At 40.5% G+C, this 15317-nt stretch carries 16 protein-coding genes; 11 read left to right on the forward strand and 5 right to left on the reverse strand.

The annotated features are described in order from the left end of the window. Positions 1-4: 4 nt before the first annotated feature. The 7 genes from GQY27_RS14935 to GQY27_RS14965 all read left to right on the forward strand — a co-directional run bounded on the left by GQY27_RS14935 (position 5) and on the right by GQY27_RS14965 (position 9120). The gene (locus GQY27_RS14935) at positions 5-3715 is read left to right on the forward strand and encodes a response regulator (protein ID WP_160035795.1); all 3711 of its coding nucleotides are present in this window, start codon (positions 5-7) and stop codon (positions 3713-3715) included. Positions 3716-3808: 93 nt separating this feature from the next. Further along, positions 3809-4681 (forward strand): CheR family methyltransferase, encoded by an 873-nt coding sequence (locus GQY27_RS14940; protein ID WP_160035797.1) that lies wholly within the window; start codon positions 3809-3811, stop codon positions 4679-4681. 17 nt (positions 4682-4698) lie between these two features. Next, the gene (locus GQY27_RS14945; RefSeq protein WP_160035799.1) at positions 4699-6354 is read left to right on the forward strand and encodes a hybrid sensor histidine kinase/response regulator; all 1656 of its coding nucleotides are present in this window, start codon (positions 4699-4701) and stop codon (positions 6352-6354) included. A 90-nt stretch (positions 6355-6444) separates the two neighbouring features. Further along, positions 6445-6783 (forward strand): STAS domain-containing protein, encoded by a 339-nt coding sequence (locus GQY27_RS14950; RefSeq protein ID WP_160035801.1) that lies wholly within the window; start codon positions 6445-6447, stop codon positions 6781-6783. An 18-nt stretch (positions 6784-6801) separates the two neighbouring features. Next, a complete protein-coding gene (rsbW, locus tag GQY27_RS14955) occupies positions 6802-7254 on the forward strand; it encodes an anti-sigma B factor RsbW (RefSeq protein ID WP_160035803.1) in 453 nt (150 codons plus the stop codon). After that, complete coding sequence (locus GQY27_RS14960; protein WP_160035805.1) at positions 7251-8024, forward strand: sigma-70 family RNA polymerase sigma factor; 774 nt, start codon at positions 7251-7253, stop codon at positions 8022-8024. The genes rsbW and GQY27_RS14960 overlap by 4 nt, the downstream gene beginning before the upstream one ends. A 100-nt stretch (positions 8025-8124) precedes the next feature. Then, positions 8125-9120 (forward strand): magnesium transporter CorA family protein, encoded by a 996-nt coding sequence (locus tag GQY27_RS14965; RefSeq protein WP_160035807.1) that lies wholly within the window; start codon positions 8125-8127, stop codon positions 9118-9120. A gap of 75 nt (positions 9121-9195) precedes the next feature. Here GQY27_RS14965 and GQY27_RS14970 read toward each other — a convergent pair whose 3' ends face one another. The 4 genes from GQY27_RS14970 to GQY27_RS14985 form a co-directional block, all read right to left on the reverse strand. After that, entirely contained in the window at positions 9196-9552 is a 357-nt protein-coding gene (locus GQY27_RS14970; RefSeq protein ID WP_236570612.1) for a DUF5665 domain-containing protein, read from the reverse strand. Between the two features lie 93 nt (positions 9553-9645). Continuing rightward, entirely contained in the window at positions 9646-10203 is a 558-nt protein-coding gene (locus tag GQY27_RS14975; RefSeq protein ID WP_442950912.1) for a YtxH domain-containing protein, read from the reverse strand. 61 nt (positions 10204-10264) lie between these two features. After that, positions 10265-10522, reverse strand: a complete 258-nt coding sequence (locus GQY27_RS14980; protein ID WP_160035809.1) for a GlsB/YeaQ/YmgE family stress response membrane protein — start codon at positions 10520-10522, stop codon at positions 10265-10267. An 86-nt stretch (positions 10523-10608) separates the two neighbouring features. After that, positions 10609-11286 (reverse strand): phosphatase PAP2 family protein, encoded by a 678-nt coding sequence (locus GQY27_RS14985; RefSeq protein WP_160035811.1) that lies wholly within the window; start codon positions 11284-11286, stop codon positions 10609-10611. A 173-nt stretch (positions 11287-11459) separates the two neighbouring features. Here GQY27_RS14985 and GQY27_RS14990 point away from each other — a divergent pair, with 173 nt between their 5' ends. Beyond that, positions 11460-12470, forward strand: a complete 1011-nt coding sequence (locus GQY27_RS14990; protein ID WP_160035813.1) for an asparaginase — start codon at positions 11460-11462, stop codon at positions 12468-12470. Positions 12471-12614: 144 nt separating this feature from the next. Here the strand turns inward: GQY27_RS14990 and GQY27_RS14995 are convergent, their stop codons facing one another. After that, positions 12615-12839 (reverse strand): DUF1128 family protein, encoded by a 225-nt coding sequence (locus tag GQY27_RS14995; RefSeq protein WP_160035815.1) that lies wholly within the window; start codon positions 12837-12839, stop codon positions 12615-12617. A 101-nt stretch (positions 12840-12940) separates the two neighbouring features. Here GQY27_RS14995 and yyaC point away from each other — a divergent pair, with 101 nt between their 5' ends. From yyaC to GQY27_RS15010, 3 genes are all read left to right on the forward strand, one after another. Next, positions 12941-13504, forward strand: a complete 564-nt coding sequence (gene yyaC, locus GQY27_RS15000) for a spore protease YyaC (protein WP_236570613.1) — start codon at positions 12941-12943, stop codon at positions 13502-13504. 140 nt (positions 13505-13644) lie between these two features. After that, positions 13645-14436, forward strand: coding sequence for an alpha/beta fold hydrolase (locus GQY27_RS15005; protein ID WP_160035817.1), 792 nt, complete (start codon positions 13645-13647; stop codon positions 14434-14436). 134 nt (positions 14437-14570) lie between these two features. Further along, positions 14571-15221, forward strand: coding sequence for a DUF6483 family protein (locus GQY27_RS15010; protein ID WP_160035819.1), 651 nt, complete (start codon positions 14571-14573; stop codon positions 15219-15221). Positions 15222-15317: the final 96 nt, after the last annotated feature.

Here is a 15317-nt window from a genome sequence, read left to right on the forward strand (position 1 = left end):
AAGAATGAAAATACGCACTCGATTGCTTGTTGGCTTCAGTGCAATGATGGCGATCTTACTTGTGCTTACCATGCTCAGTTTTAATGCCACCAACAACATGAAGAACGAAATCGATAATATGTATAACGATCGATACATGAAGACTAGATACACTTCTGGCGTACGTGCAGATGTGAATGATGTTGCCTTTTATCTTGCGTCGGCAATGATGAATCCGGATGCGAATACATTACAATCGGCAAATTCGAAGATGGATGATAAAAAAGCAAGTGCGAATGAGAACTTTAAAAATATTGAGGAACGTGCCGTTACACCAGAGGAACATCGTCTGGTAAATGAAGTGAAAGAGAATCTTCAAAATTTTGAGGATTATACCGTTCGTATTATGGCGTTGCTTGAAGAAGGAAAAGTGGCAGAAGCTAACTCCTACCGGAGCAATGCGGGAGGAGCCACACAACTGGCTACACTGAGTAGTTTAACCGAGCTGAATGACTATCAGGATTTATTGATAGATCAGGAAATTACAGCTGCTGAAGAAGAAATAAATAACACAGTACAGTGGCTTGGCGGTTTATTGGTAGCCGGATTGCTTATTGCCCTTGGTATTATTCTTTGGGTCCTTCCTAGTATTACAAAAGGGTTAAATACCGTTTCGATGATGATTCAGAGTTTTGGAAAAGGGAGATTCCGCACCATTCGAAGAATCAAAGTCAAGACGAAAGATGAAATTGGTCAGATCGCCCGTGTGTTTAAAGATATGGCTGAAGATCTGGAACAAAAGCAGCTACTGGAGCAAGAATATACGAGAGCCCAAGAGGACCAAAACTGGCTTAACGGCAATATGGCTCGGATTACGGATCTACTGCGGGGCGTAGGATCAACAGAACAAGTGTCCCAGTTATTTATAAGTGAATTTGCACCTATTATTGGTGTGAATTATGGTGCTGTGTATCTTCATAATGAGAATAAACATCCAGACGAGTTAAAATGTTACGGAGCTTATGCTTTTGATGGGGGAGAAACAAACAGTAAATCTACCTTCAAAATTGGAGAAGGGCTTGTTGGACAAAGCGCACTTGATAAAAAAGTGATTGAACTCAGCGAAGCTCCCGATGGATATTTAAAAATTGGTTCAGGTCTTGGCAATTCTACACCTGCCAGCATTCTCATTAGACCTATTTTATTTGAAGAAGAGCTGCTTGGGGTAGTGGAGGTGGCTTCGTTTGAACCGCTTACTTTCATGCAAAGACAGCTGTTTGAGCAGCTCGTCAATAATATCGGCGTTATCATTAACAATATTAATCGTCGTATGAGAGTGGAAGAACTTTTACGTGAATCGCAGGCTCTGACAGAAGAACTTCAAATGCAATCTGAGGAACTTCAAACCCAACAAGAGGAACTGCGCCGTTCAAACGAAAGTTTGGGAGAACAAGCAGAAGAACTCAAACGTTCGGAAGAACTATTGCAGCGTCAACAGGAAGAATTGGAGCATTTTAATACCGAACTTCTTGGTAAGACGAGAGCGCTTGAAGAGCAGGTGCAGCAGGTAGAAGAGAAAAACGAACAGATAGAAATTACAAAACGTCAACTCGAGCAGCAAGCGATGCAACTCTCCATTACGTCGAAATACAAATCGGAATTCCTTGCTAATATGTCACATGAGCTTAGAACGCCGCTTAATAGTTTGCTTATTCTATCTCAACTTCTAACAGAGAATAAAGATGGAAACCTGACACCAAAACAAAAAGAGTATGCACAAACCATTTATATGTCAGGTGCGGATCTCTTGAAAATGATTGATGAAATTTTAGATTTATCTAAAGTAGAGTCTGGAAAAATGGAAGTTAACCATGAGAAGGTGAACATCTCTGGTCTACAGAACTTCGTGGAACAGAACTTTGCACCTGTAGCGATGAGCAAAAAACTGAAACTTCATTTTAAAACGGATGAGAATCTGCCAGCATCCTTTGTGTCCGATGGACATCGTGTGAAACAGATTCTACGTAATTTGTTATCAAATGCTTTCAAATTTACCACTTCTGGTTCTATTACGGTCAATATGAAGCTAGCTGAGAGAAAAGAACTGCCAGAATATCTTGATATTAATATTCCTTATATTTCGATGTCGGTAAAAGATACGGGTATTGGAATTGCACAAGACAAAGTTGATTTAGTCTTTGAAGCCTTCCAGCAAGTTGATGGAACGACAAGCAGGAAATATGGAGGCACGGGACTGGGATTATCCATCAGCAGAGAGTTAGCTAAACTGCTTGGCGGGGAAATTAAGCTCTGCTCAGAAGAAGGCGAAGGAAGCACCTTTACTCTGTTCTTGCCACTTCTTGAAGAAGATGCCGTGAAACTTAATGGGGCGGTGAATGAGTATAAAGAATCAGCAGCGACTCATGAAAGTTTTGCTAAGCAGGATCGAGTTATTTATGATAGATCAATGACGATTCCTTCTAGTCCGCCTAAAGTAATATCTTCCTCGTCCGTAGCTGTTGTTAACAACATTAAAGATGATCGGGAAGATATTCAAAACGGGGACCGTGTGATGCTCATTATCGAAGATGACCCGAAATTTGCTAATATTTTGCTCGATATGACAAGACAACATGATTTCAAAGCACTCGTTGCCTTGCAAGGAGACATTGGTCTTGAGATGGCGAAGCGCTACTTGCCAGATGCGATCATTCTTGATATTCAGCTTCCTGTGATGGATGGTTGGGGTGTCTTGAATGAATTGAAGGCAAACCTGTCTACACGCCACATCCCGGTACATGTGATTTCTGTAATGGATGAAATTAAACAGGGACTTATGATGGGGGCTATTGCTTATCTAAAAAAACCATCTACCCGCGAATCATTGGATCAGGCATTTGCTCACATTGAATCCTATATAGATAAATCACTGAAACGCCTTCTTATTGTAGAAGATGACGAGATACAGCGTAATGCAATTATAGAACTTATCGGTCATGATGATGTAGCCATAACGGCAGTTTCTACGGGGAAAGAAGCAATTGAGGAACTGCGCAAAGTGAGATATGACTGCATGGTACTTGACCTCATGTTAACAGATATAACAGGATTTGAATTGTTGGATCAGATTCGTGATGACGCACAGCTGAATGATCTTCCTATCATTATTTACACAGGTAAGGAACTGGACAGTAAAGAAGAACTAAAACTGCGTAAGTATGCTGAATCCATTATTATTAAGGATGTTAAATCTCCCGAACGTTTGCTAGATGAGACGACTTTGTTCTTACACCGGGTAGAGGCAAACTTGCCGGAAGATAAGAGAAAGATTTTGCAAAATCTTTATAACAAGGAAACTTTGTTTGAAGGTAAACGAATTTTATTAGTAGATGACGATATCCGTAACGTATTTGCTTTGTCGAGTGTACTGGAAAGCTACCGTATGGATGTAACTTTTGCCGAGAATGGAAGAGAAGCGATAGAACTTCTTGAAAAGAATCGGAATTATGATCTCGTCTTGATGGATATGATGATGCCTGAAATGGATGGATATGAGGCGATGACTCGAATCAGGCAAATTCCTGAGTTTGTAAAATTACCGATTATCGCTTTGACAGCGAAGGCGATGAAAGACGACCGAGGCAAATGTATAGAGGCAGGAGCCTCAGATTATGTGAAAAAACCGATCCAAACGGATCAACTTTTATCACTAATGCGAGTATGGTTGTATTCGTAAGCTTAAAAAGTGGGTATAAGAGTGAGTACCCTTATTTAAGAGAATTAAATGAACTTATGGTTAGAAGTATAAAGTAAGGAAGTGGAGCAATTTATGACAACTGGGGAAACGACAATTTCAGAAGGACCTTTCGAAGAGAAACCTGTACAGGAAGAGAGGGAGCAAATTGAGATCGATTTGCTTTTGGAAGGAATTCATCGTTTGTATGGATATGATTTTCGGAACTATGCCATGCCTTCACTGAGAAGGAGAATTCTTCATCATGTGGATACAGAACATGTGAACTCAATATCTGAGCTTCAACATAAGGTACTGCATGAGCGTGCTGCATTTAAGAAATTGGTGCAAAGTCTATCTATTCCCGTTACGGAAATGTTTCGTGACCCCAGCTTGTTCAAGATGTTCCGTGAGAAAGTAGTTCCGCTGCTTAGGACTTATCCTTATATTCGAATTTGGCATGCCGGCTGTTCTACGGGAGAAGAAGTTTATTCTATGGCGATTCTATTGCACGAAGAGGGGCTTTATGAGAAGTCTCGTATTTATGCCACCGACATGAATGAACGCTCCCTTCAGCAGGCCAAAGAAGGCGTATATGGAATTGAGAAAATGAAGTTGTATACCAAAAATTACATGGAAGCAGGAGGTACTCGCGCTTTCTCTGAATATTATACAGCGCGTTATAACTCGGTCATGCTGCATCCTTATTTACGGAAGAATATTATTTTCGCTGAACATAATCTCGCAACCGATCGTTCTTTTAACGAATTTAACGTTATATTCTGTAGAAATGTGATGATTTATTTTAATGACGAGTTACGGCGTCATGTACACGGTTTGTTTCATGAAAGTTTGAGTCGCCTTGGCGTACTGGTACTCGGATCTAAAGAGTCGATTCACTTCTCTGGTTATAGTGAAGATTATGAACCGATGGATCGGGTTGAAAAAATATATCGTAAGTTGAAGTAGTAAGGGGGACCATGGCTATGGGGATGAAAGAACCGATTCATATTTTACTTGTCGATGACCGTCCAGAGAACCTGCTAGCTCTTGAGGCAGTCCTCGAAAGTGAGCAATATGTTCTCGTTAAAGCGACTTCAGGTGAAGAAGCGCTTAGATGCCTGCTGAAGTATGACTTTGCAGTCATTGTTCTGGATGTGCAGATGCCTGGTCTAGATGGAATAGAGACAGCCAAATTAATCAAGGCTAGAGATAAAACAAAAGATATCCCTATCATTTTTATCTCTGCGAACAGCAAAGAGGCAGAGCACCTTTTTGCTGGTTATTCTGCAGGGGCGATTGATTACATGGTAAAACCTTTTATTCCTCAAATCTTGAAATCCAAAATTGAGGGGTTTGTGGATATGTACTTATCTAACAAACGTCTCAAAATTCAGTCCATGCTCTTACAGCAAAAAACCATGGAACTGGAACGGATTAACCAAGAGCTAGTTCAGGCTAAAGAAGCAGCAGAAATTGCAGTGCAAGCCAAGACCGAGTTCTTGGCGATGATGAGTCATGAAATCAGAACCCCGATGAATGGAGTCATTGGAATGATTGACTTGCTCATGGAAACAGAGTTACAAGAGGAACAAAAAGAATATACCGAAATCATTCGGAACAGTGCTGATGCTTTGGTTATCATTATTAATGATATTTTGGATTTCACAAAAATGGAATCTGGGAAGATGGAACTTGAACAACAACCATTCGAGTTGTCTTCTTGTATTAAAGAAATTTACAGTTTGTTTCAAGTGGAGGCCTCCAAGAAGAATTTGGAACTTGTTTACTTCATTGATGACGCTATCCCTAGTGTTCTCTACGGAGACATGTCCCGACTTCGACAAATTCTTACGAACTTGATTGCCAATTCTATTAAGTTTACAGACAATGGCGGAGTATATTTAATGGCGTCCCTTAAAGAGTTTGACCAGTGCCGCTATGTACTCGAATTTACAATAAAGGATACAGGGATTGGTATTGCGTCGGAGAAAGCCGATCATTTGTTTAAACCTTTTTCACAGCTTGATTCATCTATGACACGGAAATACGGTGGCACGGGTCTTGGTCTTGCTATTTGTAAGAATCTAGTGGATATGATGGGAGGAACGATTCGAGTGGATACGGAGGAAGAACGAGGTGCTACCTTTGTATTTACGGTGAATATGCTTCCTTATAATCAACTGTTGGAAGATAAGGAAATGCCTAATTTCTCAGAAGGCTCAGAGGAAGAGGAGAATTCGAAAGCGACTGTTCTTGTTGTGGATGATCATCCGATCAATCAGAAGTTAATGACCAGTATGCTGAAAAAACTTGGTTTGTCTTCCGATATTGCTGAGGATGGAAGTCAGGCGCTGGAGATGGTACTAACGAATTCATATGATCTTATTTTCATGGATTTGCAGATGCCGATTATGGACGGACTTGAATGCACTCGACAGATTAGATCTGAGCTTAGAAATAGGCCTCAACCTGTAATTATAGCAATGACGGCTAATGTAATGGATGGGATACAAGATCGTTGTATTCTTGAAGGAATGAACGGTTACATTAGTAAACCTGTCAAAATGTCAAATGTGAAACAAAAAATAAGTGAGTTTCGTCAGACATATAATACTTCCAGAGCAACCTCCATACTTTAGTGAAAAAGATGGAAGATAAAAAGTGTTTCATATCGTATACCTGAGGTTAATTCAATATAGATAACATTTTTTTCGGGAGAGAGATGTCTAATGAATACAAACAAAAATGAAAAGTTTAATGTAAGTACGGAAACGGTTGACAATGCTAATAAGGTATACCTGAGCGGAGAACTTGATCTCTCGGTTGCACCTGATTTTCGCAATACAATGGAACCACTCGTGGGGGACACTGAAAAGAACTTAATCGTAAATCTGAAAGACTTGAAATACATTGATAGTACAGGAATCGGTATCTTGTTATCGATTTTAAAAGTAAGACATGGCAAGAATGCGAGTTTTATAGTAGAAGAAGTGCCTGCTAATATTCAAAAACTATTTGATATGACCGGTATCTCGAAATTTTTTGTCTCACATGAGAATACCCAATAGGAAAGGAACGAAGGTAAAATGAAAGCAGAATCACAAAGTGTAAAACTGAATTTGCCGGCGACAGCCGACTTTGTTGATATTGTTAGGCTTAATTTGTACGGTATTGCATCAAAGATGGGTTTTTCCTATGAAGAGATCGAGGACATGAAAGTCGCAGTCTCAGAAGCATGTAATAACTCCGTGCTTTATGCCTACGGTGAGGAAAATGGAGTTGTAGAAGTTATTTTTAATTTTGACGATTCTGAACTTGCTATTACGGTCAAAGATGAAGGGGAGAGCTTTGAACGTGTTGAGCAAAGAGAAGGAGTCGCTACACTGCATGACAAAGATTTGAACGAGGTTCAGATTGGTGGCCTAGGCTTTTATCTCATGCAGGCTCTTATGGATGATGTAAATGTAACAAGTGAATCTGGTAAAGGAACTGAGGTTGTACTGACCAAACGCCTCACTAAAAGCGAGGAAACAGTATGACTGAACGGTCGACTCCCCAAGAGTCTATGGATGAAGCAGTAGGGTTAATTTGGGAATATCAACAAACCAAAGATAACGAAATTGCTACCATACTGATTAAGAAATACGAGCCTATGGTCAAAATGGCTGCTGGGAAAATATCTAGAAATAGGCCAGATCTCTATGAAGATTTATATCAAACTGGTCAAATGGCGCTCGTTAGGTTACTCAGTCAATATGATATAACCTTGGGGATTCCTTTCGAGCCTTATGCGATGAAAAGCATGATTGGTCATATGAAAAATTACCTTCGTGATAAATCTTGGTACATACAAGTTCCACGTCGGATCAAAGAGAAAGGTGCGCTGGTACAGCACGCCATTGATGAACTGACGATGAAACTTGAACGTTCGCCTGATGTGAAAGAAATTGCGAGTTATCTGGATCTCACCGTTGAAGAAACAGTAGAGGTGCTTGCAGGCCGTGAATCTTATCATTATGTCTCACTCGATTCGCCGTTATCACAAGATGAGAGTACAGCTACGCTTGGTGAATTGATTAGTTCCGATGTGAATGATTATGATTCGGTAGAGAAACGTATGGATCTTCAGCAAGCGATGAATCAACTGAAAGAACAAGAGCAGAAAGTGCTGCTGCTCGCTTTCCAAGATGGGCAGTCGCAAAGGGCAATTGCTCAGAAACTAGGAGTTTCCCAAATGAGCGTTTCTCGTATTCAGAAGAGGGCTACGGAAAAATTAAAACAGATTATGTCGCAATCATCTTCATTTTAACTTACTTATCAAGTTTGAAAGCATGCCTGCATTTCCATTGGAATGCGGCATGCTTCTTTTATTGCGATTTTATAAAAGGAAAAGGGAGGGAGAAGCTTTTATGGAAGAGCACGATTTAAAGAAAATGGGTCATAATTTAAAGATCTTTGATCATTTTCAGTGGAGAAATTATAACGTAACCGACCTTGGATGCGAGGAACTAAAGGAACTTAGTAATATCTTGCCTGGAGCTACAGAGTGGCTTAGTAAATTACCCAATCTGGAAACTAATTACATATCAGCTCGTACGGTAGCAGGGGGGAAACAGGTATTATTCGGTTCTATTTTGTACACCATTAAAAAAGATATTGGGGAAGAAGGCATAGAGAGCCAATTCTATTTCTACGTTGAAACGGGGACGCTTGTTACTTTAAATATAGATGAAGGTACTAGGAAGATGCTCTATTCTAAAGAAAGATTAATAGCATTATCTCAAGCAGAAGATGCGATATCTGGATTATTTGTCATGGCGCGTACGCTGCTGCATTATTTTCATATTGGTATGGACGAATTTGAACTTAATCTTCGTAAATTGGAAAAAAGTATGGAAGAAAAGAATGCCCGGACCTTAATGGATAAAATTTTGACCGCGCGGTTTGAATTGTTATTTTGGAGTAATCAATTTATTTCTTTTCAGGAATTAATGTATGCAGCAAATGAAGCTTTTTATGAGCTAAATTTGAAGGATAGATTGTCTTATAATAAGCTTTACTACCGAATGAAACGCATGGATCGTCTGTTTAAGCACTATGAAAAAGAGATTGATACACTCATTTCCATCGATGATGCTTCCTCCTCCATTCGAGGAAACGATATTATGAAGACGCTGACTATTGTCACCTCCGTGTTTACTCCAGCTACTGCGGTAGGTGCTATTTGGGGGATGAATTTTGAGAATTTACCGTGGATTACGACACCATGGGGATTTGCCGTGACAATGACGGTTACTTTGCTCAGTATGGTTAGCATGCTCTTATGGATGTATTTTAAAGGCTGGACAGGGGATATTCTTCGAATCAAAACCGGAGAGGTTCGAAAAAAGAAGAAGCCGGAATGATATGTAAAAAAGCCTTATAAATATCCTTTGGAGATAATTAATAAGGCTTCTCTATATTAAGTAATCATTAAATCATTATTTGGCCTGGTTTATATAACCTTGCAGTTCAGCGATATATCTTCCGATACCCGGCAGATTCATATCCACAATTAGACTGAGTAGCCAACCTAATAAAGCGAGAACAACCACAGTACCCAGAGACATCCCTAATCCCCTTGCGATCCCAGCAGTGAAATTGGACATAAGGCGCCTTTTCGTACTGCTGTAATTTTCCAGTAAATCTTTAAATTCCACACTTTCCATTGCTTTATAGATTCCATCAAGACGTGAATTGAGATTCTTTACTTCATGTCTTAGCTCAAAGGGATGATCATTTACGATCGCCTTTTGTTCCGCTTTTTTCTTATCTGTGTTTATGTCCATCGTGCTCATCGATTCTCCTCCTTTAATCCGTATCGTTAAAATGATGAAAAAATAGCCAGCTGTATACAGCTGGCTATACGCTACGCAGATGAATGATCGAGATTAATAGTTTGTGGATGAAGGGGTAGAACTGCGATTCAGTTCACGATTTGCTTCACCCGCAGCTTTCTCAGAAGTTGCAGCAACCTGAGAGGTTGCATTTTTCGCTTCATTAGCAATGTTGTTTGAAGATTTCTGTGCTTCGCTGCTTACATTCTCAGAAGCTTTTTTTGCTTCCTCTGCTACATTCTGAGAAGCTTTTCTAGCTTCATCCGTTACGTCAGCAGTTGCTTGTTTCACACTGGAAAGAACAGTAGAGGTATTATCACTAACGGTTTTAGCCAAATCTGTAGTTTTAGAAGAAACCGTTTTTGCAATTTCAGAAGCTTTATCGCCAACTACACAAGCCACTTCTTTCGTTTTATCGGACACTTCGCCCATTCGATAAGATAAATCACCACGAAGTTCACGGCCCGGTTTCGGTGCGAAAAGCAGTGCCGCTGCAGCACCAATGAGTCCTCCGATAAATAAGCCTTTTGAAAAGCTGCTGCTATTTCCCGTATCTTGGTTCCTGTAGTCCGAAATTGATCTATTGTAGTCCATGTCATTTTGATTCATCATAATCGCTCCTCTAATTATTAAATTTTATAAGTTCATTACTTCTTGTTCTTTTCTTACCCCTTTAAGCTGCTTTTCTAAACAACTTTCCAATAAGTCCGAGAAGAAAAACAAAGATAGCTGTTCCGATAATGGCTGGGACGACGGCAAAATCAGCGATGACGGGACCAAAGTCACCGAATAGCATCGAACCGATCCAAGCACCGACTAAACCCGCAATCATCGATCCTAAAATACCGCCTGGCATGTGATGGCCAACGAGAGCATCGCCAATAAGTCCAATGAGAATCGCCATTACGATACTTAAGATGATGGCCCACATAACAATCGCCTCCTTTGCTTGCTCATTTGCCTTGCTATTCGATATATAAACGTCCCTTGCCAGTATTGAAACAAGGATGGTAACATCTAGTGTTTCGCAGAGGGAGAGGATGCAAATTCCGTTCGAAAGATCTGGTTTATACAAACCACCCATACGCTCCCCGAAATGAATCCAGTTAACACATCGGAAGGGTAATGGACACCAAGATAAATACGACTAAATCCAAGCAAGAGAATAGCAGAAATACCGATCATGGCAAGTAAAGCGGGATCTCCTTTTTTCTGTTTCTTCGAATAGATTGCGATTAATAGCAGGGGACCGTAGAATCCAGCAGCAACCATGGCATGTCCGCTTGGAAAACTATATCCGCTGACACTGATAAGAAAGTCAAGGTCCGGGCGCTCTCGGCGCACAATGTATTTACTAAGGGTATTCATTCCCCACATCCCGAGAAAACTTAGCAGTACGATGTTGCCCTCCAAATAACGACTTCGGTAGATTATGTAATAACAAGCGAAGGCAAGTGCCACCAATAAAGAATAATGAAAGGAGCCAAAGGAAGTGACAGCCCGCATAAGAGGGAGAAGAGTGTAATACGAGCTGTTTTCATTAGGAAACAGCAGCTTTTGAATATGAATATCAAATTCTTGTATGCGGTCCGTCCCCAGGATGTACAGTAGAAAAGCGATTAGGAAAATAATACTGAAACTTGCAACAAGGCCAATAATTGTCCATAATAACGAATGGTCTTTGATTTTTTGCATGTTTTAATGAGCTCCTTTATAGTGGAAAATTTCAACCTAAATATGAACCTTTCATAATAGTTTACCTATTTTCTCTGTCAAAATATCATCTTTGTACTATACTGTATTATGGTGAACGTAGGGATCTTGTCACATGTAGAATAGGTCCCTTTATTTAGAAGGAGAGAACAAGCATGACGGACACAATGTTAATAAAAGAATTTCGTTCGGGCGTACTCGAAAGTGCACACCGAGGACATATATGTATCGTGAATGATAAGAAGCAGGTTGTTTATTCGGCAGGCGATCCTCATTTCAGGACATTTACCCGTTCTGCTGCAAAACCGCTTCAGGCCATACCCGGAATTCGGGCAGGAGTTGTAAATGCATACGATTTTAGCCAAGAAGAAATCGCACTTATGGTATCTTCCCATCGATCAGAACCTTTTCATAGGAATACATTAGAGCAGATGAAAGAAAAGATAAACCTGGATGAAGGTGGACTCGTATGTGCCCCAAGTTTTCCATTGCATGAGGAGAGCCGTACGGATTATATTCGGCAACAAGGAGATAAGAGAAGACTCCTTCACAATTGTTCGGGTAAACATATGGGAGTCCTTGCGTACAGTAAGTTAAAAGGATATGATCTTGCTTCCTATGCCGATTCGGATCACCCGGTTCAACAAGAAATTAAACAAGTTATATCTCAACTAGGTGAAATTGATCCAAGTGATATGGCTGCTGGAGTGGACGGCTGTGGATTTCCCGTATTCGCATTGCCTATTTCAACAATGGCAACGGCATTTCTCAAACTGGCTTGCCCTGACCTCATAGAAGATGAAGAAACCCGCAAAGCGGCAGAGGTTATTACTGCAGCTATGAATAGAGCCCCCGATATGGTCGGTGGAACAGGCCGGGTTGACTCTGTCCTGCTCTATGATGATAATATTGTAGCCAAAGGCGGTTTTCAGGGTGTATTTTGTTTGGCTTTACGGAAGGAACGACTAGGTATTAGTTTTAAAGTACTGGATGGTTCAGACGAAGAGTGGGGAATCATTGTGAAATCTATTCTTACACAGATCGGTTATGACAATGCAGAGACGATCCAGCGCCTTACGGAGCAGTTCCCCAGAGAAATTCGGAATGATGCACATAATGTGGTAGGCAAAGCAGAATCTGCTTTCATACTGGAATCCCATGCATAGAATATAGAACGTTTCTTCTTTCTTCATTATAAAAAAACAGCTCTGTAAACTTAACGTGGATCCTATAGACTTTTTCCTAATTAAGAAAATGATCTATATGCCATTGTAAGCACAGAGCTGTTTTTATATTTTATTGTGCATGTGTTACACGCGGCGCAGCCGACCAAGCTCAGACACTAGCGCTTCCACTTCAGATATACTAAGATTTGTTTTTGAATTGACAACATCATATAGGTCATAGATATCATCATATTGTTCCACGGAGAAAGCAGAAGATTGCAGGGCAGAAGCGCTCGCCATTTTTAATTTTTCTTTAATAGCCTCAATCATGTATTCGATATTTTCCGGGCTTTTTTGAGATAAATCCATATTCCGTCCATTCCTTTCGGTACAGTAAAGTTTGTTCGTATTGTATCATGTAAGGAGCAGGATAGAAAGAAAAAGAAGACACGAAAAGGAGATGACGGGAATTGTCTAAATTCACTCCCCTTACTTCTCGAAGCGGAATGTCAGTGGGGAATGCGGTGACAGCGGATCAGCTTGTCTCTTTTTTTAAACAAATATATACCAAACACAAGGAAGAAGAGATTACTTTCGTATGTATTGGAACAGATCGCTCTACTGGCGATGCACTTGGCCCGCTGACCGGAACCTATCTGTGTGATCATGGTTTTACTAGAGTGATAGGAACGCTCTCAAGTCCTTGTGATGCAGTCAATCTAGAGTCGTATCTTGCAGAGATTCCTTCTGATCAGATCGTTATTGCTATAGATGCATGTCTTGGAGACGCAGCTAATATAGGCAGATTTATAAGTAAAGCAACTGCCTTGTTCCCGGGTCAGTCTGTAAAAGGACAACTGCCTCCTGTTGGGAATTATAGTATTGCCGGTATTGTAAATAGAAATGGCCCCAGACCGTATTCCATCTTGCAGATGACCTCACTCTACCAGGTAATGAATATGGCAATACAGATTGCAGACGCTGCTAAAGCAGGTGTGGACTACACGAGAATGAGTCAAGTTTTAATGAATTAGCTACTAAGGGCTAGGAAATAATTACAGATAAGGTAAGTGTTTCAACAGGTCTTGAAAAGAGTAATAGAATAGATAAGTCTAATCCAGGTGTTTTAGTTTTGATTCGGCTATATACGGCTAACAGAAAGAAGGCGTAACTGATGAAGAAAATGGAACTTGAAAACCAGAACATTGCTTATAAGGATCAAGGAGCCGGAGAGGCCGTCTTATTATTACATGGTTTTTGCGGCAGCTCGGCTTATTTTGATGAAATATTGCCTGGGCTCACAGCGAATTATCGCTGCATTGTTCCTGATCTAAGAGGACATGGTCAGTCAGATGCTCCAAATAGCAGTTACAGCATAGATCAGATGGCAGACGACGTAATAGGAGTGCTAAATGCACTTGAACTAGCTAAGGTAAGTGTATTTGGTCATTCACTTGGCGGATACATCACTCTTTCTATAGCGGAACGTTACCCTGAACGGGTAAAGGCATTTGGACTTGTCCATTCCACTGCTTATCCAGACAGCGAAGAAGCAAAAGAGAAAAGATTAGCAGCCGTTTCTACCATTCAAACAAAAGGAATTCAGAGTTTTGTGGATTCTCTTGTACCGGGTTTGTTTGCAGAGGAAAATCGCGAACAAATGTCTAGCGTAATCGACAAAATTCAGGAGATTGGATATCGTACTTCTCCGCTGGGAGCATCAAGCACAGCAATCGCTATGAGAGAACGTCCTGATCGGCGTCATGTTCTGGAGGAATCCAATGTCCCCGTTTTGCTTATCGCTGGAGAATCCGATGGAGTCGTGCCGCCGGATAGAACCTTTACTACAGATGGTGAAGGAGTTACACAGGCTTTAATTCGTGGTGCTGGACATATGAGTATGGTAGAGGCCCCTGATGAGCTGACACGAGTTATCTTAGAATTTTTAAATAAGAATGTAAAATAATAATATAGATAAGGGAAGCGGACAGGTGAAGGATAGAACCTGTTCGCTTTTTTTGTGGTTTGGCTTTTTCGTATAAATGTAGGTAAAATCAATACATACAGTACGGATAAGCTGCCTAAGGAGTGAAGATCCATATGTTCAGAAGAGATTATCTCCTTCGTATGGTGGAGGAAATGACCAGCATGATCGGTAAAGTGTTTGAACTCAAACAGAAGAAAAAACATATAGAAGCTTTATGGGAACTGGATGAGTGGCTGAAACGCCAGTTTCGTTTAAATTCTCAGCTCCTGAATTCATTATCTACCGAGGATATCATTGATCTCTTCCGTCAAGGTAGCGGAATTGAAGTAGATCAAGTTCAGCAGGTTGCCCGTATTCTAGAAGAAGAAGGCGAGATCTATCAGGATCAAGGACACACAGATGAAGGCTTAATCCGGTATATGAAAGCTTTGCATTTATATCTGTACTGTATGCTGAATGGAGCAAATCCCGATATTTTGCAAGCACCGGCACGGATTCAGCAGCTATATGTGAAAGTGAAAGGATATGAACTTCCAGACAAAACGGAGAGATTATCGGCATTATACCGAGAAGAAATAGGCCAATATGCGGAAGCTGAGAATAGTTGGTATCGTTTGGTGGACCGTGACCCTGAAGAACAATACAGAGAAGAAGCTCGCGTATTCTATCAGCGTCTTTTAAAACTGGAAGATGGGAAGCTTAAACAAGGTGGACTGCCTCGTCAAGAGGTAGAAGAAGGACTTCATCATATGCAAAGAAAGTAGTATGATTCGGTCATTCCGTGATAAAAATAAACTTACTGAACATAATGGTTTAATATGTTATCGTTACTAAGATAAAGTTATATAGAAAGTGAGATG

Origin of the sequence: Paenibacillus sp. An7, assembly GCF_009870785.1 — a bacterium.
Taxonomy (GTDB): domain Bacteria; phylum Bacillota; class Bacilli; order Paenibacillales; family Paenibacillaceae; genus Paenibacillus.